Source organism: Nocardiopsis sp. CNR-923, from assembly GCF_001942255.1.
Classification (GTDB): Bacteria; Actinomycetota; Actinomycetes; order Streptosporangiales; family Streptosporangiaceae; genus Nocardiopsis.
Genome location: NZ_MKKC01000122.1, coordinates 1 through 18,063, shown reverse-complemented (window position 1 = coordinate 18,063; position 18,063 = coordinate 1). Strand labels below are relative to the sequence as shown.

Annotated in this window: 16 protein-coding genes; 15 read left to right on the top strand and 1 reads right to left on the bottom strand. The window is 69.0% G+C overall.

Annotation, left to right across the window (positions count from 1 at the left end; genetic code table 11):
- Positions 1–651: 651 nt before the first annotated feature.
- Positions 652–1,533 (top strand): phosphotransferase enzyme family protein, encoded by an 882-nt coding sequence (locus BJF83_RS22180; RefSeq protein ID WP_075927838.1) that lies wholly within the window; start codon positions 652–654, stop codon positions 1,531–1,533.
- 4 nt (positions 1,534–1,537) lie between these two features.
- On the opposite strand, the gene BJF83_RS22175 is transcribed toward BJF83_RS22180, so the two are convergent.
- Entirely contained in the window at positions 1,538–2,782 is a 1,245-nt protein-coding gene (locus BJF83_RS22175; RefSeq protein ID WP_143832032.1) for a helix-turn-helix domain-containing protein, read from the bottom strand.
- A 286-nt stretch (positions 2,783–3,068) separates the two neighbouring features.
- On the opposite strand from BJF83_RS22175, the gene BJF83_RS22170 reads away from it, so the two are divergent.
- The 14 genes from BJF83_RS22170 to BJF83_RS22110 all read left to right on the top strand — a co-directional run bounded on the left by BJF83_RS22170 (position 3,069) and on the right by BJF83_RS22110 (position 18,015).
- Complete coding sequence (locus BJF83_RS22170) at positions 3,069–3,479, top strand: hypothetical protein (protein ID WP_075927836.1); 411 nt, start codon at positions 3,069–3,071, stop codon at positions 3,477–3,479.
- On the top strand, positions 3,479–4,360 hold the full coding sequence (locus BJF83_RS22165) for a hypothetical protein (RefSeq protein ID WP_075927835.1): 882 nt from the start codon (positions 3,479–3,481) through the stop codon (positions 4,358–4,360). The genes BJF83_RS22170 and BJF83_RS22165 overlap by 1 nt, the downstream gene beginning before the upstream one ends.
- A 117-nt stretch (positions 4,361–4,477) precedes the next feature.
- A complete protein-coding gene (locus BJF83_RS22160) occupies positions 4,478–5,662 on the top strand; it encodes a styrene monooxygenase/indole monooxygenase family protein (protein ID WP_262391757.1) in 1,185 nt (394 codons plus the stop codon).
- Positions 5,663–5,715: 53 nt separating this feature from the next.
- Positions 5,716–6,420 (top strand): class I SAM-dependent methyltransferase, encoded by a 705-nt coding sequence (locus BJF83_RS22155; RefSeq protein WP_075927833.1) that lies wholly within the window; start codon positions 5,716–5,718, stop codon positions 6,418–6,420.
- On the top strand, positions 6,417–9,368 hold the full coding sequence (locus tag BJF83_RS22150) for a type I polyketide synthase (RefSeq protein WP_075927832.1): 2,952 nt from the start codon (positions 6,417–6,419) through the stop codon (positions 9,366–9,368). The genes BJF83_RS22155 and BJF83_RS22150 overlap by 4 nt, the downstream gene beginning before the upstream one ends.
- 127 nt (positions 9,369–9,495) lie before the next feature.
- Complete coding sequence (locus BJF83_RS22145; RefSeq protein WP_075927831.1) at positions 9,496–10,656, top strand: hypothetical protein; 1,161 nt, start codon at positions 9,496–9,498, stop codon at positions 10,654–10,656.
- The gene (locus tag BJF83_RS22140) at positions 10,656–11,372 is read left to right on the top strand and encodes an HAD family hydrolase (protein ID WP_075927830.1); all 717 of its coding nucleotides are present in this window, start codon (positions 10,656–10,658) and stop codon (positions 11,370–11,372) included. Before BJF83_RS22145 ends, BJF83_RS22140 begins: the two co-directional genes overlap by 1 nt.
- Positions 11,373–11,414: 42 nt before the next feature.
- Positions 11,415–11,846, top strand: a complete 432-nt coding sequence (locus tag BJF83_RS30690; protein WP_075927829.1) for a WhiB family transcriptional regulator — start codon at positions 11,415–11,417, stop codon at positions 11,844–11,846.
- A 363-nt stretch (positions 11,847–12,209) separates the two neighbouring features.
- Positions 12,210–12,884 (top strand): hypothetical protein, encoded by a 675-nt coding sequence (locus tag BJF83_RS22130; RefSeq protein WP_075927828.1) that lies wholly within the window; start codon positions 12,210–12,212, stop codon positions 12,882–12,884.
- Between the two features lie 5 nt (positions 12,885–12,889).
- Positions 12,890–13,099 (top strand): hypothetical protein, encoded by a 210-nt coding sequence (locus tag BJF83_RS22125; RefSeq protein WP_075927827.1) that lies wholly within the window; start codon positions 12,890–12,892, stop codon positions 13,097–13,099.
- Between the two features lie 296 nt (positions 13,100–13,395).
- Entirely contained in the window at positions 13,396–15,138 is a 1,743-nt protein-coding gene (locus BJF83_RS22120) for a tetratricopeptide repeat protein (protein WP_075927826.1), read from the top strand.
- 239 nt (positions 15,139–15,377) lie between these two features.
- Positions 15,378–15,536, top strand: a complete 159-nt coding sequence (locus tag BJF83_RS27670) for a hypothetical protein (RefSeq protein WP_158070432.1) — start codon at positions 15,378–15,380, stop codon at positions 15,534–15,536.
- Between the two features lie 137 nt (positions 15,537–15,673).
- A complete protein-coding gene (locus BJF83_RS22115; protein WP_075927825.1) occupies positions 15,674–17,719 on the top strand; it encodes a lantibiotic dehydratase family protein in 2,046 nt (681 codons plus the stop codon).
- A complete protein-coding gene (locus tag BJF83_RS22110) occupies positions 17,716–18,015 on the top strand; it encodes a hypothetical protein (RefSeq protein ID WP_075927824.1) in 300 nt (99 codons plus the stop codon). Before BJF83_RS22115 ends, BJF83_RS22110 begins: the two co-directional genes overlap by 4 nt.
- Positions 18,016–18,063: the final 48 nt, after the last annotated feature.

Below are 18,063 nucleotides of genomic sequence, written 5' to 3'. Positions count from 1 at the left end.
CGAAGGTAGGAAGTGCGCGTTGCCTGGACGTGTCGCGTCGTAACACTCGGGAAACAGTGGGCTCACCCCAGGCCCGTGACCTCGGTGAGAACCGCGTACTAGCAGGTGGTTCGGGGTGCGTATCGCGCTGATGTGGTGTGTGACACTTTTGCCCGGTCGGTTGGCTCTGGGGTGCCGGTGCGGCGGATCTGGGTGGTGTTGACCAAGCCACAGGCCGCCCGTCGACACCCGGACCACCTTGATGACGGCGGCGCGGACTCTGGTGAATTTGGGGTCTGTTGCGTGCTCTGGAGGGGTCTGGAGGGGGTTGGAGCGGTTCCGATGCTCCAGATTTGCTCCAGGCTCACTCCCTGTTTGCTCCAGAGCGCGAACTGGAGCGTGGCTACTCAGGCGCGTCGGGCGTCCGTGCGGAACGCCCGACGGCGCCGGCATGGTTACTTCCCGGCGGACTCCCGAGGAGTGATGCTGCGCTGGCTGGCGTGGTCGGTGTCGATGCCCCTGAGTGGCTCCTCGCGCTCGGTCAGCACCTGGAACAGCATCTCGGCTCCGCGCCGGTCGAGCTCGAGGTGACCGTCACCATGAGCTCTCGACGCAGTGTCTTGCTTGCTCCCGACCGGCCTCGCTGACGGCCGGTGGTGGACAATGGGCGCGATGCACACCAACGCCGTCTTCGACGTTCCGACTAGTCTTCAGACCCTGCGAGCCGCGTGCGAGGCCGTCGACCTGGTTGCTCCCTCCCCGGAACTGATCCGGCTGGGCGAGAACGCAGTGTGGCGAGTGCGCCCCGGGCTGATCGCCCGAGTCGCCCGCTCCGCGGACCGCTACCCCCTGCATGAAAGGGGTGTGCGGCTGGCCCAGTGGATGCATGCTCACCAGGTCCCCGCCACCCTCCCTGTGGACGGCCTTCCCAATCCGGTGAGAGCCGACGGCCGGGTGGTGACCTGGTGGGAGGAGGTTTCCCAGGCGAGGCCAGCCACCCCGGCCGAGCTGGGGGCGGCGCTGCGGGCACTACATGAGATGCCACTACCCGACCTGGAGTTGCCCGATGCGGCGACCGTCGACAAGGTCGACGCTCGGCTCGCCGTCGTGGACATCGACGAGGAGGACCGCGCCGCACTGTGTTCCATGGCCGCCCGGCTGCAAGACAACTACTCCGGCCTCGAGTACGAGCTGCCCTTCGGGCTGATCCACGGCGACGCCCACCCAGCCAACCTGCTGGCTGACCCTCAAGGACGGCTCGGGTGGGTCGACCTCGACGGCGTCGCCATGGGCCACCCCGAATGGGATCTGGTGCTGACCGCCATCGAACGCGACTGCGGATGGGTCTCCCCCGACGCCTACCAGGGTTTCGTGACCGGCTACGGGTACGACATCACCACCAGCCCGACCTACCCTGTGCTCCGCGCCATCCGCCTGTTGAGGATGACGTCCTGGCTCGCCCAGCTCCCCGGCGAGCGGGTACGCCGGGAGGTGGAACGCCGGATCGGGGACCTGCGCAACGGCACCTCGATCCACGGATGGAAGGCGTTCTGATCCCCTACGCGAGAGGCGGAACGAGTGCCTGTTCCACTCGGTGACGGACTCGCCCAGCGACGGGATCGCCACCGTAGGGGATGGTGGCATCGACGAGGTCGCGCAGGTTGCCGCGCACCCGCGCGGACCGGACCATCGTCGCCGTCGGCAGGAGTGTCTCGGTGGCCTGCTCTGCGCTGGGCAGGTCCCCGACGACGATATGGAGCCGTGTGAGCTGGGCCAGGGACAGGGCCGAGGCGCGGGCGGCGTCGGGAGCGTGTTGGGTGACCGCGTGGGAGAGAAGGTCCACGGCCCGGTCATGTTCAACGCCAGTGACGGCGAGCGGCACCAAGGCTTGGCCGGCGTCTCCCGCCAGTTGGGCGGCGTCGAAGAACGCCATCCAGGAGGGTTCGGTCTGCGCATCGTGGCGGTCAAAGTGGGCGTGGGCAGCGTCGATCGCGGTGAGGCAGTCACGACGGTCACCAAGGGCACCATGGGCACGCGCGGTGACGACAGCAACAGCGGTGCGCAGGATCGGGGTGGCCCTGGTGGCGGACGCCGTGGCCATGCCCAGCATCGACAGACCGGTGGTGGGGTCGCCCGTGTGGATGGAGGCGCGGGCCATGTCGGTGAGCAGGCTCGTGGTGACCAGAGCATCCTCAGCTTCGGCGGCCATGGACAAGCCCAGCACCCAGCAACGGCGGGCGGTGGCGATGTCGGCGGCGTCGAACGCCATCCAGCCAGCGACCTTGGAGATACGGGCGAGCGCGGACTGGACCAGGGTGCGCACCTGGGGGGTGTAGGACGCCAGCCGGTAGATGTCGTGTACGTGGCGGAGTTGTCCCAGGACAGCGTTGCGGGACAGGCCACCGCCGAATCTGAAGTCCCACCGCTCCATGAGGTCAGTGGTCTTGTCCAGGTAGTCAACGTCCTGGGCGCTCACACGGTCCGGAACGGTGATTGTGGGTGCCATCCCGTCCATCAAATCGGGGGCCACCGCGCTCAGGTCACCGAAGACCGCCGCTCCGGCGAACCGGATGAGTCCTTCGGCCAGGTCATGATCGGTGACAGGCCCGATCAACCCAGACGGTATGGAATCCACATGATCGGATTGTTCCTGTGAGAACGCTTTTATGATGGATTCTGCTGCTTCTTCGGATTTGACCCGCCGTTTCCCGCTCAGGACCAAGGACACGTAGGGTTGAGAGACACCACAGATCTGAGCGATCCTCGACTGCGACAGATCCAGATGCCGGTCGGCAAGGACCAACAGGCGGGTCGCGTCCTTGCTCCGCACGGCATCGCACACGTCCGCCCTAGACAGGAAGCCGGCAGGGATGCACACGCATCGGGGGCGGCTACAGGTTTCACAGATGGCGCTCATCGCGACGGCCTTTCAACGGGGGTGGCCTGCCATAACATCTCCCCGATCCTGTCATGTAGAATCCATGACACCCTATTACGGATTGTAATAGGTGTAATAACCGCAGGCCGGTCAAGCTATCGGCATGTCCTTCCCAGCGACACTTCACAGCAACGCCTCGGGATCTCCTCCCGTGAACGCGAACGAGATCGGCGCCCGGTTGGCGACGCTCGACGTGCCCATGGCGATCCTCGGCACCAGCGACGGGATGACCCTGGCCTACCACGGTGTGGACCAGGAAATGGCTGAGAAGGCGTCGGCAGCCTTCGCTATGTTCACCGGCGTGCTGGACTCCTCGACCGCCCAGTTGGGCCGCGGGGGCCTCGACAGCGTCGTCATGTGTTTGCCGCACTGCGCGATCGTGGTCACATGGGTGACGGTGTGTACCCAGCTACTGGTCGTCGTCGACTCCGACCAGGTGTCCGACTTCGCGGCACGATCCGCTCAGGTCGCCGACCACCTGGCCGAACTCCTGCCGGACGAACTGCCGCACTGCGTTGGGGCCATGCACCTGCACCGCCCCGCTAAACAGGGAGCGGCCTGATGATGGCGTGCTCCACCGGTCAACGGACCAGGCCGCAGGTGTGCGACCACACCATGGTCAGCACCTCATGCCCACCTTCTTGGGACTTCACGGACGACTTCGCCCACGACGAGATGACCGGTGCCGTCCACCGTCTGTTGGCCGACAGCAGGACCCCGATGTCGGCCATGGAGATCGCCCACCGGATGAGCCTGCCCCGTGTCGTGGCAACGACGATCATCACGCACCTGGCCAGGCAGGGCTTGGTCCAGATCAGCCCCTTGACGCCCTCTGCCGGATTCCTGAGCCAGGCCATCGCCGCCCTGACCGGCGACCAACACCATCGTGCGGCGAGCCTGTCCTCGATGAAGATCATCGTCACTGGACCCGCTGGTGCCGGTGTGAGCACGTTCGTGGGAGCCGCCGCCAGGCACGCACCGGTCCGGCTGCTGGAGACCATCCCGGACCGTGCGGGTGCCCTTACCTCGTACTGCCTGGAACAGGGGGCCGTCGATGTGTCTCCCAACGGCCGTGTCCACCTCTTGGCGGCTCCTCCACCGGCCGTTTTCGACGCGCTGTGGGTGGATGTGACGCGGGCGGCCTCGGCCATTCTCGTCCTGGTCAACTCCCACCGCCCGTGGACAGCGATCCCGGTTCTGGAAGCCGCACACGAGACCCGGCTCCCCTTGCTGATGGTCGTCAACCACATCGACAGCAGTCATCCCGACCCGTCGAACATCGCCGCACGATTCGGTGTCGAATCTGACCTCATCCACATCACCGACGCCCGCTCCCGACCGGCGACGCGTTCGACCCTGGCCAGGCTCCTGAGACGAGTGGAGGCCGCCAGTACTCCCGCTGCGCTGCGTGGCGTCTTCACCCAGGAGGCCTGCCGTGGATGACCTTCTGCTACCCCTCAACGGGGCCTCGGCTCCGATGCGTACGGGAATCCGTGTACCCCCTCGTGGTGCGCTCCTGCGCGTCACAGCGCCTTGCTGTGTGGAGGCCGCGTGAAGATCATGATCGTCGGGGCTGGGCAGACCGGGCTCATCACAGCCCACCGGCTCCTCCAGCGGGGCGCGGACGTCACCATTGCCACCTCGATGTCCTCTGTCGAGTTGCGGACCGCTCGGGCGCAGATGACCCAACTGACCCTGCCCAGCACGCTCGTGACTGAGCGGGAGCTGAGGTTGGACATGTGGGCCAGCCTGGTGCCCTTCTACCAGACCGTGCGGTTGACCACCCACACCCAGCAGGGACACACCCTGAGCTTCACCGGTGACCTCGGCGCGGCCGGCGCGGCGATCGACCCCCGCGTGAAGCTCCCCGACTGGTTGGAGTACTTTGAGGACCAGGGCGGCAAGGTCGTCATCCACGGGATCACCGTGTCCGACCTGGCCTACTTCACCCGCATGTTCGACGGGATTCTCGTCACGGTCGGAAGTGGGGAACTCGGGCAGCTCTTCCCAGCCGACCCCTCTCGGCCTCTGGCTGCCGAAGACCAGGTGGTCTCCCAGGTCTACATGGTGGACTGGCCCGCAGGGGACACGGATGTGGAGGTCTACTCCCTGCCTCAGGGGGAGATCTACGTCATCCCCACCCTCACCGCCTACGGTCCCGCTCACTCGATCCTGGTCACAGCTCGCCCTGGCGACGACAACCCGTTGGACCTGACCACCATCCCGCCCCGACAGCGCGACGTGCACACCTACCTCGGCTCGCGGTTGGCCACGGTGCTCCCGGACTTGGCTGAGCGGTACGCCCAGGCCGAGCTCCTCGACGAGCGCGCCGCCCTGTGCGAAGCCGTCACCCCTGTGGTGCGGACTCCCGTCGCGCGGGTTGGTGACGGGTTCGTGGTGGGTCTGGGCGACGCACTCGTGACCACCGAACCGCGCACCGGGCAAGGGTGGAATCTGTCGACCCGGGCCGGTGTGTTCACCGCCGACCGTATGGTCGAGCACTACGAGCGGTACGGCGGTTTCAGCGAGGCGTTCTTCACCGACACCTTCAGTGTGCTTTGGGAGCAGCACATCCAGCACACGGCGGCGTTCTCCCACATGGTCCACGCCGTGCACAGCGGCAACCTGCCCCCGGAGCTGATGCAGGCCATGGCCCGTGCCGGCACCGACACCGAGTTCGCCAACGCTTGGGTGCGCGGTTTCGACGACCCCCGACAGCTCACGGCGATGCTCTCGCTGCTCTGAACCACTCTCTACTCCTCGTCCCCCCTGTCCCCCTGTTGGAGGGTTTCCTCGCCATGCCTCACAACTCCCCCATCACCTGGGTTTCGCAGCCCAACCCGAGGCTGTACAGTCCGGCCAACCTCGACCGGTACGGCGATCTCATCGTCGGCAAGGCCCACAGGTTCGCGTGGAAGCTCAACAACGCCGAGTTGCAGGACCTGTACCTGCGGTACGTGTCCGACCGCCACCTGGAGATCGGCCCCGCCGACTTGTTCTTCCTGGGCCACACCCCCGCGCCCGCGTTGGAGCACCAGTGGCACGTGGACGTGCTCGACATCAACCAGGCCCCCCTGGAGATGGCTGCTCAGAACCTCGGGGGTCGGGCGCAGGTGGCCTTGCATGAGCACGACATCCTCACCGCCCCCTGGCCGGTGAAGGCGCGATCCGTGGACTCGCTGGCTTGCGGCAACGTCCTGCACTGCGTACCCGGGGCGGGGTTCACCGCCAAGGCGGCGGCGATCGACGAGATGGCCCGGGTGCTGACCGACGGCGGCGTCGCGTGGGGATACACGCTCCTCGGAGCCCAGGATCCGGCGATCTCTCCGAACCTGCTCGCCCGCCTGCTGATGCGCTCCTACAACTGGGCCGAGAACACCTTCCACAACACCGGCGACCGACTGCTGGACCTGGAGCGCGAGCTGAACCTGCGCTTCAGCGAGGTCGAGGTGCGGGTGATGGGCTGCGCTGCGGTGTTCGTGATGCGGGGGCCGATCCGATGACCAGAGAGCCGATCGCCCTGCTCGGCGTCGGGGTGCGCCTGCCCGGCGGCCTCGCCTCGCCAGCGAACCTGGAGCGTGTGCTTGCCGAGGGCCGCAGCGTCCTGGGGCCCGTTCCCGCTGCTCGGTGGGAGCGCATGCGTGCGGGTCTGCACCCCTCCCAGGTCCCGGACCGGCCGTGGGTGGCCGGGGTCGTCGACGACGTCGACGCCTTCGACCACGCCTTCTTCCGCATCCCCGCTGACGAGGCCGCAGGGATGGATCCCCAGCAGCGCATGCTGTTGGAGGTCACCGTCGAGGCTCTCCAGGACGCCGGGATTCGCCCGTCCTCCCTGGCCGGGACCCGCACCGGCGTCTACACCGGTGCCGCCAGCTTCGACCACGCCACCTACGCCTTCACCCCCGGCGAGCGCGCGTCGGTTCACGCCGGATCCAGCTCGTCCATGGCCGTGCTCGCCAACAGGCTCAGCCACCACCTAGACCTGGCTGGGCCCTCGCTCAACGTCGACACGGCCTGCTCCTCCTCCGGCACCGCCCTGCACTACGCGATCCGGGATCTGCGGTCCGGGGACGTGGACACCGCGATCGTGGCCGGTGCCAACAGCCTCGCATCCGCGCCCATCACCGCCAGCTTCCACGAACTCGGCGTGCTCGCCGACGACGGGACCTGCGCGCCCTTCGACGTCTCCGCCCGCGGGTACGTGCGATCTGAAGGAGTGGGTGTGGTAGTGCTGCGCCGCGCCGCCGACGTCAACTCCCAAGACCATCGGGTCTACGCCCACATCATCGGCAGTGGCCTGTCCCACGCGGGACGGTCCCCCCACCTGTTGGCGCCGCGCGCTGAACGACAAGCCGCAGCGATCCGCGCCGCGCTGGCCGATGCCGGGATCACCCCTGACCGGGTGGGGGTGGCATCCGCCCACGGCACCGCCACCAAGGCAGGCGACCGCAGGGAGCTGGACGGCCTCGCCGAGGGGTACGGGGGCGAACGCGACCACGACCGGCCGCTGCTGGTGGGCTCGGTCAAGGGCGCGGTCGGCCACACCGAGGGCGCGGCCGCGATCTTGGGGGTGATCGCCACCGCCCTGGGCCTGTACCGGCGTCGGGTGTGGCCGACCGCGAACCACACCCGCCCACTGCCGCTGGTGGCCAAGAAGGGCATGCGGGTCCCCACCGAGGTGGAAGCCTGGCCAGTCGACTCCGACGGCACCCCGCTGGCTGCGGGGGTGTCCTCGTTCGGGTTCGGTGGCTCCAACAGTCACACTCTCCTGGCCCCGGCGGCCCGGAGCACGGCGGTCGACTCCACGTCACCTCGCCTGTTGCCCGCGATGATCCCCCTGTCCGGACATACCCGTGCCGCCCTGGCCGCTACGGCGGACCGGTGGGCAGAGCACCTCCCAGACGATGTGCACGCCGTGGCCGCAGCGGCGTTGGAAGGCCGCGACCACCACCAGCACCGGATCGCGATCATCGCCCGTGACGCCCCCACCGCACGTGAGGCGTTGCGGGTTCTGGCTCGGGGGCAGCAGCACGAGGCGGTGGTGGGTCCCTACACCCCTACCGGGCTACTTCCCGAGCGGGTGGCGTTCGCTTTCTCCGGTCACGGATCCCACTACCCGGCCATGGCCGTCGAACTCCAAGCCGTCCTGCCGGTGTTCGCCAACGCGGCCGAGCGCGCCCGGGAGGCGTTGGCGGCGTGTGTGGGGCGGCCGGTGTGGGCGCCCGGCGAGGCGTTGGGCGACTTCGAGACCATCCAGCACGCCGGGTGGATCGTACAGGTGGCGTTGACCGACACCCTCGCCGCCTGGGGGATCCGCCCCTCCATGGTGGTGGGCCACTCCGCCGGGGAGGTCGCCGCAGCCTACGCCGCCGGGGTGCTGGACCTGGAGCAGTCCGCTCGGGTGATGGCGGCCCGCAGCGCCCGCCTGGCCACCCTCGAGGGAAGTGGGGGGATGCTCGCCGTCGCCCTGGGTGCCGACGACGCCCGCCAGGTCGCCGAGGGGAACGGAATCGAGGCCGCCCTTCTCCACAGCCCCGCTCTGAGGGCGTGGTCCCGGCGCTGGCCCGCGCTGGGACGAGCGCGCTCCCGCCTGGCGGTGCGACAGGCGCAGGTCGCGGTCCTCAACAGCTTCACCCTGACGGTGCTGTCCGGCCCCTGGCGCGCGCTGGAGAAGGTACGCGCCCGCCTCGACGAACAGCAGGTGTGGTGCAAACCGATCACCGACATCATCCCTGCCCACAGCGCCGCCGTGGAACCCCTGCGCCAGCCCCTGTTGGCGGACCTGGACGGGTTGGCCCCCAAGGACGGGCACGCCGAGTTCGTCTCCACCGTCACCGGCCGCCCTGTGCCCGGTACCTCACTTACCGGCCGGTACTGGGCCGATCAGGTCCGCGCCCCGGTGAGGCTGGTGGAGGCGATCAGCCACGTGACCTCACACCCGACGGGGGTGGTGGAGGTCGGGGCGCGTCCGATCCTGGCCGGACACATCACCACCACCGCCCCCGGCACCCCTGTGGCGACCGCGGGCACCGACCCCGACCTGCTCATGCGGGCGGTGGGCGGGCTGTACGTGCACGGCCACACCCCCACCGGGCCGCTCCGGCACGGAGCCGTCCCCGTGGTGCCGCCCGCCCACGCCTGGCACCACACCACCGAGGAAGCCGACCGGCTGGTGCCGCTGCCCCCGATCGAAGCCCGCGACCACAGGCAGGTCCTGGAGCTGCTGAGCGCGCTGATCTTCCAGGTCACCGGACAGCACCTCGACCCCGAAGAAGCGGTCGAGGTGGACCTGGAGGCGGTGGGGGTCACCTCCATGGACCTGGTCGCCATCACCGGCCACCTCAGATCCGCCCACCCGCACTGGTCACACCTGACCCACACCGACCTGCACCAGGCCCGCACTGTGGGCGGCATCAGCAGCCTGCTCACCGACGCCGTGCCCACCCCCTGAACGAGTCCACAACGCCGTGTACCCGTCTCTGTCCGTCCGTTGAAGAAAGCCGTCGATGATCTCCACCCGGTCCCCGCAGCCGCCCCTTCTCGCCCCTGCCCGCCGTGATCGGACCGGGTCTGCGGGTGTGGGACCGATCTCCCGCCGCACCGCGCCCACCCTGTGGGCAGACCGGTCCCCTGCCCTGCCCGAGGCGATCGTGGTGTCGGCCCTCACGCTGACCGACCTGGAGGTACAGGCCGAACGGCAGGCCGACCAGGTGCTGACTGCCGGGAGCCTGGCCTCGGCCGCTCGGGCCGCTGAGGAACGCGACGGTGGCCACACGGTTCGGGCCGCAGTGGTGGCCTCCGACGTGGGCGCGGCGTTGCAGGGGCTGCGATCGGTGCAGGACGGCGCCCCCAACCCGGATGTGGTCGGGCCCCACCTTGCCGGAGCTCCGCCCCGGATCGTGTTCGTCTACCCCCACACCGGCGACGCCGACGTCGACGCCCACACGCCGCGGCTGCGCCTGGCCGCCTACGCCCGCGGGGTCCTGACCGCCCAGCGCGCCCTGACTACCCACTCCCCCGCCGTGTGGGAGCCTGGTCAGCCGCTCACCCTCCGTACCCGCCAACAGGCCGCGTTCGTCTGGCAGGTCGCGCTGACGTCGCTGCTCACCGACCGCGGCATCCTCCCCCACAACTGCCTGGGCGCGGGGTGGGGAAAGCCGGTCGCCGCCTACGCGCGCGGCCATCTGCCGCTGATCCATGCCGCCCAGTGGATTCACCACCCCGACGACGGCCCGCACGACCCCGAGCCACTCCTGGCCGAAGTCCGCGCCGCCACCGAACCCACCGTCTTCGTTGAGATCGCGCCCCGCCCCGTGCTCGCACGCGCGCTGCGCGACGCCGCCGCACCCCAGCACCACGTCAGCATTCTCACCTGCGATCCAGTCGAGGTCGCCCATGCCTTCGGTGAGCTGTACACGCTGGGCCACCCCTATCCGCCGCGCACACCGGCGGACCTGACGAGGACGCTGCCGCTGCCCACCGCCGCGCTGCCGCACGACTGGGTGGCCCCGTACCTGATGCGGGCACTGCGCCGCCACGCCCACATCCCGCCCGGCACGCTGCCCTCGATGACCTGGGGACAGGCAGATCTGAGCGAGAGGCAGCTGGTGCGCCTCGTCCACCACCTACGGCAGGTGCCCGCATGGGCACACCTGACCACCAGCGACCTGCACCCAGCGATATCGGTGACCCACACCGCCGACTGGCTGTCCGCCGACCCGACCCTGGAGGTGTCCTGATGATCCGCCCCCTGGCCCCGACCGCTGTCGTCGTCGACTACGGCGGCACCCTCACCCGGAGCGCCAGCCTCGCCCACCGACCCCACGGCGGCCACCTGCTCACCGTCCTGGCCGACCACGGCATTACCCTGCCCGAGGAGGCGCGATTCGACTATGACCAGGCGCTGCCCCTGCACCAGCAGCTCGCCAACGCCCGCGCCATCGGTGAACTGATCGCCCGTGTGCTGGCCGTCCACCACATCGACTGCGCCCTCGACCCCCGCCGCCTGGCCGAGGAGGTCTTCGACCAGGCCGGGGATGTGCCCGTCGACGCCCAAGCCGCCCGAACCCTGGCCCAGCTTCAGGACGAGGGGTTCGACGTGGTGGTGGTGACCAACACGTGCAGGACCCAAGAGCAGCGCGCGAAGACCCTCGCCGGCGCCGGGATCACAGCCCGCCTGGTGGCCTCCAGCCAGCTCGGCGTCGCCAAACCCAACACCGCTTTCTACACCCACGTGCTCCACCTGATCAGTGGCGATCCGGGCCGGGTGCTGTGGGTGGGCGATGACCTGATCCGTGACGTGGCCGGACCCCGCATCCACGGCATGCACGCCGTGTACGTGCACCCCGACGGCCCGCACGGGCCGGGTGCCGCCCTGGCAGTGCGCGCCGGAGCGCATGCCACCATCGCCCATCTGCGCGACCTGCCCGACCTATTGGCCGCGCCTCGTCGGTGACCACCCCCACACCCCCCGTTTTTGCATGGAGGACGAGATTCCATGACCGACTCCTCCCTTCTCGGTCGCCTGCCCTGCCATCACGATCCGGACGCGCTGTTCGTCTCCGGTGAGGCCCAACGCCAGGCGACGGCCGTCTGCGCTCCGTGCCCGATCATCCGCGGCTGCCTGGCCGAGGCGCTCAACGACCGCATCGAGTTCGGGGTTTGGGGTGGGATGACCGAACGCGAACGCCGCCGACTCCTCAAACACCACCCCCACATCGACGACTGGCGGCAGGTGTTCGCCGACCACGCACGCCGACACGCCCAGCAACACCCCGCCCCTGTGACCCGGTGCGGCGGGGACGCACCCCCTGACCGTCCTCCACCGCACTACACCAGACCAGGGCTTGACCGGGGAAGGTGCCGAGCCCCGTACCCAACGAGACACCCGACACCGAAGGAGTTCGAGTGCGCCCTGGCATCACTGTGACCGGTGACCGGTTCATTCTCACTCCCTCGGAGGGGACAGAGCCCGCCACCACGAGTGGTCAAGACGACCCGTTGCTGACCCGTTCCCAAGCTGCCCGTCTGCTTGCGTCGGCACCGCCACCGTGTACCAGTGGTCACGCCAGGGAAAGATCCCCACCGAATTCACCCCCGATGGCAGGTATTGCCGCTACCGCCGATCCGTCGTCGAACAGCGCGCCCGCGCGAAGACTTCCCCCGAGGAGCCGACCACCAACCCGAGCCGCCTCTCCAGCGTCAGGGCCACTGTCTGCTCTTCGCCCCCGAACACCTTCACGAATCCGACCCCAGCACAACCTCCCCCCGCATCCGCGTCGTCCAGACCAACTTGTTGCGAGGTCTGGACGCCGGGCGTGCCCTGGACCAGCTCCCCCACATCCTGGGCACCACCGCGATTGGGGAAGCCCCCGCCCTGATCGGTATCCAGGAAGCCCGCTGGAACGGCTCCAATGACCGTGAGCGCACCGTTGCCGCCGTGCGCCGCGCCCTGACCGACCTGTACGGGGCGCCCTACGACTTGCGCGTGGGCGGCATTCGCCGTAGCTGGCACCCGCCCGCCTTGGCTTGGCGCACCGACGTGTTCACCCTGGACGCCTGGTCCGGGCCCGTCACCGACCAGCACCTGTACACCCACAACAGCGGATGGCTGTCGTGGGTGCACGCCCCCGGTCGAACGGTGCTGCGGGTGCAGGTCGCCCATTTGGACTACGTCTCCCCCGCCCAGAGGGTGATCGAGGCCGAGACGCTCCGCGCCCAGATCACCCCCGACCTCGACCATCTCCTGCTGGTGGACGGCAACGAAATCCCGTCCGGCTCCCAGTTCGGCGACCGCGACTGGGCCCAGGTGCCCCTGCACAAGCGTCGCACCGTGCTCGCCTCATCGTCCCCGACCCCGTCACTGGCCTCGACCCCTATTGGGCCGAGGTGTCCGACGCCTTCGATACCTGGTGCGGCCCCTGGGACCCGTACCAGAACCGGCGCCTGTACGAGCATGCCCCGCTGAGGTGCGTGGCAGAGGTCGACTGGGAGCAGCGAAGCCGCCCTGCCGGGATCATCGCTCCCACGACCCACACCGACCAGGCCCGGCACATCGACTGGATCCTGGCCACCCCTGGGTTGCGCCTGGTGCCTGGCACCTTCCGGGTCCACCCCGGCGACCCCAAGGTCAGCGACCACAAGCCGACCAGCGCCCAGTACGAGCTACGGAGGCGGCCATGAGCGAGGGCACCGCGAACACGTTCCGTGGAACAGCGCACGGGACGGTCATTCAGGCCCACACCATCCACGGCGGAATACATCTCCGTGTTCCCAACCAGCCTCATCTGCCGCCCCGGCAGCTTCCGCCGCCGAGACTGTTGGTGAACCGGTCCGGGGAATGGCACCTCCTCGACGTCGTGTGGCGCACTCGGACAGGCCCGATGTGGGCCGGGGTAGAAGGTCCGCCCGGCATCGGCAAAACCGCGCTCGCAACGGAGTGGGGGCACTCCCGAGCCCGGTGGTGGCCGGACGGGGCCGTGTACGCCGACCTCGCCACGACGGACGCGGACACGGTCCTGGCCGGGTGGCTGCGCGCACTCGGCACCTGCCGCATCCCCCACCGGCCGGACGAACTGCGCGCCCAGTGGCGAACCGTTACCTCCCACCGCAAGCTCCTGGTCGTCGTTGACAACACCACCGCAGGCGACGCCGTTGATCTGCTTCCGGTCGGGCCGGACTGCGCCGGGATCGCCACCAGCCGCGCCGGTATGACGGACCTGGTCGCTTCCGGAGCGCGGGTGGTCCCCCTGGCCCCGCTCTCGGCGGAGGAGACCCGGCACCTGATCAGCCGCCTCACACCCGGGACACCGGATCAGGCAGTGCTCGACGCGGCCGTGGCCAGCTCGTGGGGGCATCCCCTCACCGCTGTGCTTACCGCCGCCTACCTGGCCCGTCACCCCTCCACCACCCCCGAACAGCTCACTCACCGACAGGAGACCAGCATGGTGGACGACCGTGTCACCCGTATCCTCACCGGCCTGCCCGCCCCCGTCGAGCGCGCCGCCCGGCTCCTGGCCGTCCACCCCGGCCCCCACTTGCCCCTCGGTCTGGCGGTGAGCGTCTTGGGCACCAGCACCGATGACACCCGCGCCGTGCTCCACGCGTTGGTGGACGCCGAACTCCTGACCGACCTGGGGGGTGCCCGGTGGACCCATCACCAGGTCATCGCCGAAGCCGTGCGCTGCGGTCTCGACCCTGAGCTGCGTGACCAGGCCGTGGACGCGATCGGCCAGTACTACCGGGTTCGGTCGGCCGCCGCTGGGAAGGTCATCAACCCGTGGCGGTGGCGGATCGACGAGGTCGGGGTGGGCCTGGCCGAAGACCTCCAAAGTGACGACGACCCGTGGTTCGTGGATCGGGACGCTGCGATCGGCTGGCTCGATACTGAGATGGGTAACTTGCGCGCCGTCGCCCGGTTCTCCGCGGACGCAGGGCGCCACGACACCGTGTGGCAGCTCGCCGACCACACCAGCAGCTACGCCACGCTGCGCAAACCCTGGGCGCTGATCAGCGAGCTGTACCCGGCCGCACTGGAATGCGCCCAGCAGGTGGGGAACCTGGCCGCGGAGGGGTTGATGCGCCAGCTCCTCGCCCGCACCAACGAAGACTGGGAGCAGGCACTCGACCACGCAAAGAAGGCGTTGGCCCTGTACCAGCGGACCGGATACGCGCCGGGGGTGGCGTCCGCCTACGAGTCGTTGGGGACCGCGCACCGTGAGGGCGGGGACCTCGACCAGGCTGCCGAGGAGTTCGAGCGTTCGGTGGAACTCCATCTCCGCCTGAACCCGCCCCGCCGCCGGGGCGCTGCGTTGCAGAGCCGGAAGCTGGCGGAGGTGCGGATCTGGCAGAACCGCCCTGCCGAAGCCCTTACAGCACTTCGCCGTGCCCGGAACCTGCTCCTCAGCTTGGAGGTACCTGACAGGTACCAGGGCACCAGGTGCCTCCAAGCGGAAGTGCAGGCCCACAGGGCACTTGGTGACCCCGACGAGGCCGAACAGGTTGCCTACACCGCCCTGGACGAGGCCCGCGCGACTGGGGGCGTTCACCAGGAAGCAACCGTGCACGTCGCCCTCGCGGACATTGCCCGCGACCGCGGCCACCACGACCAGGAGGTCGCCCAGCTCACCCAGGCACTCCAGCTCCTCAAACCCACAGGGCATCCCGACACCGAACGTGTGCAGAACCGGCTCGCGGCCATGCACATCACTGACGCCGAATAGGACGAGAAATCCAATAAAGCAGAAAGGAGGACAAGCGAAGCACTAGTCACAACCGCACCAGGAAACCTGACCTGCGACCCGCGTAGTGCCATTGGGCGAGCCGCTTTAAAGGTGTACCCAGTTATCGCCCTAGTGTGCATTCTGATTTCCCGTGACAGAAGCAATGCGGATTGCTATCTTCACTTCCCTGAGTCTCCACGCAGGCTCAGGGAATCAACACACGCATGAAGGGAAATCTCATGACCGCGCCCCCAGCCAGCCCGCTCAGCCTGGACATCACCCTCATCGAGGACGTCCCCATCTACCCCATCAACGCCTCTGACGACAACTGCGCGACCGACGACAACTGCGGCAACACCTGCGACGGAGCCTGCTGCACCAGCGCCCAGGACGAATAGCCAGACCAGGTGCCGTGGCCTTTCGGGTCACGCACCCACGGCGTTGGAGGCAACAAATGACCCCCCAAAACACGTGCTGGCGTGTATCAGCGGACGCTCACATCCGCGCCTGTGTACACGCCAACCATTCCCTACCGTTGTGGCCGGACCTGATCGATGGCACCCTCGACTCCTGGCGGGAATGGGTACGCCAGGTGTGGAAAGACCAGGAGGTTTCCGCCGCGATCAGCCACGCATCCCCCGTTCTCGCCAGCCGGGTGGACGCCTTCCTGCGCCATACCCCCATGCGCAGGACGCGGGCACGCCGGGTCGTGGCCTCCGTGATCCGCTACGTGCTGCGTGCCCAACACCGGGCCACCCCCTTCGGCCACTTCGCGGGGATCACCACCGCCCGGATCGGCGAACGTGTCCACGTCCGGTGGGACGGTCACCGGCTGGTCGCGTCCCCCACTGGTGCCTGGGTCGCTGATGCGGTCACGGGTCTGGAGTCGTCGCTGGACGTGCTGTCCCACACGAGGGTGATCGCCAATCCCGCCACCACCGCCCAGGACGGCCAACTGGTCATCCCCCAAACGTTCCGACCAGACTCGGGGCCGTTCGCCACCACGGCGAAGGCGGCGGTCGCCCACACCGACGCGGTCCAGGCGGTGCTCGACGTCGCGCGGGACCCGGTGCCGTGGGCCACGGTCGTGGAGGCCGTAGGTGAGGCCTATCCCGACGAGGCCGAGACGGACATCCACGGGATGCTCGCCGGGTTGGTGAGGGTCAAGGCGCTGCTGACGAACCTGCACCCGCCCTCCACCGTCCCTCCCTTGGAGCACCTGGAGACCACACTCCCGACGTTGGGCTCCCGAGGAAGGCCGGCAGCCCAAGTGGTGGGGCGGGCCAAGGACGCGCTCGCGAAGTACAACGCGACCGGTGACGACCTTGAGGCCGTCGAGGAGGCGATGGGGGCGCTCTCCGACGAGCCCGCGGTGGGGGTGGACACGCATCTGGACGCCGACATCGCCCTGCCCCATGCGGTCGCCCGTACCGCCGCCGACGCCATGGGATTGCTGGAGGACCTGAGTCCTCACCCGGAGGGGTTGGTGGGCTGGGCCGGGTGGCGGACCAGTTTCACCGACCGGTACGGCACCGGGGTGCTGATCCCTGTCGAGCAGGTCGTGGCCGAGGTCGGCTACCCGAACTGGGGGACAACTGCGGACAGGCCGCTGGCTGCCCGCGATCGGTGGCTGCTGGAGCACGCCCAGGCCGCAGCGTTGGACCGCCGTCGTGAAATCGACGCCGACGCTCTGCTGGACCGGGTCCGCGGCCAGGACCACGCACCCCCGGTGGCCCACAGCGAGATCAACGTGCGGGTGGAATCCCCCAGCCCGGCCGCACTGGATTCGGGCCGGTTCCGCGTCGTGGTGCTTGGAACCTCCCGTACAGCCGCGGCCATGGCGGGACGGTTCGCCGCGATGACCGCCACCGGGGGCCAGCTCGCCGTCGCCCTGGCCTCGACGCCGGGGGTGGTGCCGGTGCAGTTGTCGTTCCCGCCGAACCTGGCGCGCCATACCCATGTCGCCCGCGTTCCGAGGCTGCTGGATCACGTGCTCAGCGTCGCCGAACACCCCCCACTAGGGGCGTTGGGCGTCGATGACCTGATGGTGGGCTGTGACGAGGAGGGTGTGTTCCTGTGGTCGCGCACCCTGGGTGCTCGTGTGGAGCCGGTGGTGCCGCACGCGTTCAACCTGCGGCACGCCCCGGCCCTGGTGAGGTTCCTGGCTGAGTTGCCGCGCGCCGATCGGATGCCGGTCTCGGCTTTTTGTTGGGGGGCGGCGTCCCAGTTGCCGTTCTTGCCCCGGGTGCGGTCGGGGCGGATCGTGCTATCCCCGGCACAGTGGCGTGTGCGCCCCCGCGATCTGCCCGCCGACCGTGCTCCGTGGCGAGTGTGGGACCAGGCGTGGACTGACCTGGCCGATCGCCGACACCTGCCCCGACACGTCGAGCTGGGAGGAAGTGATCAGAGGTTGTGTCTGGACCTGTCCGAGCTCGCGCACCGGTTCCTGCTGCGCACCCACCTGACCACCAGTGGGGCCGCCGTGCTGCGCGAAGCCCCCGACGTGAGGTCGTTTGGCTGGTGCCAACACCGCCCGGCCGAGGTCCTGTTCCAGCTCACCCGTACCGAGGGAGGAACGTGAACATCCCCGACACCGCCGTGGCCGTCGCTCGTGCAGTCGCTGACCGGCTGGCCACACCCGAACAGGGCCGCCAGCTTTCCCGCAACCAGTGGTCCCCGCAGTCGCTCGCCCAAGGCGCGGCGGGCATCGCCCTGCTGCACATCGAACGCGCCCGCACCGGTCACGGCTCCTGGGAGCCGGTCCACCAGTGGCTCAAAGCCGCCGTTGCTGATGGTGTCCAGGCCACCCCGGACACCCACCTGTACTTGGGGTGCCCCGAGGTTTCCGGACAGAGATCCAATACGATGATCCTGTAAGGAAACGAGGGGAAAATTGGGCAGGGCAAGCAAATACTCACCGGAGTT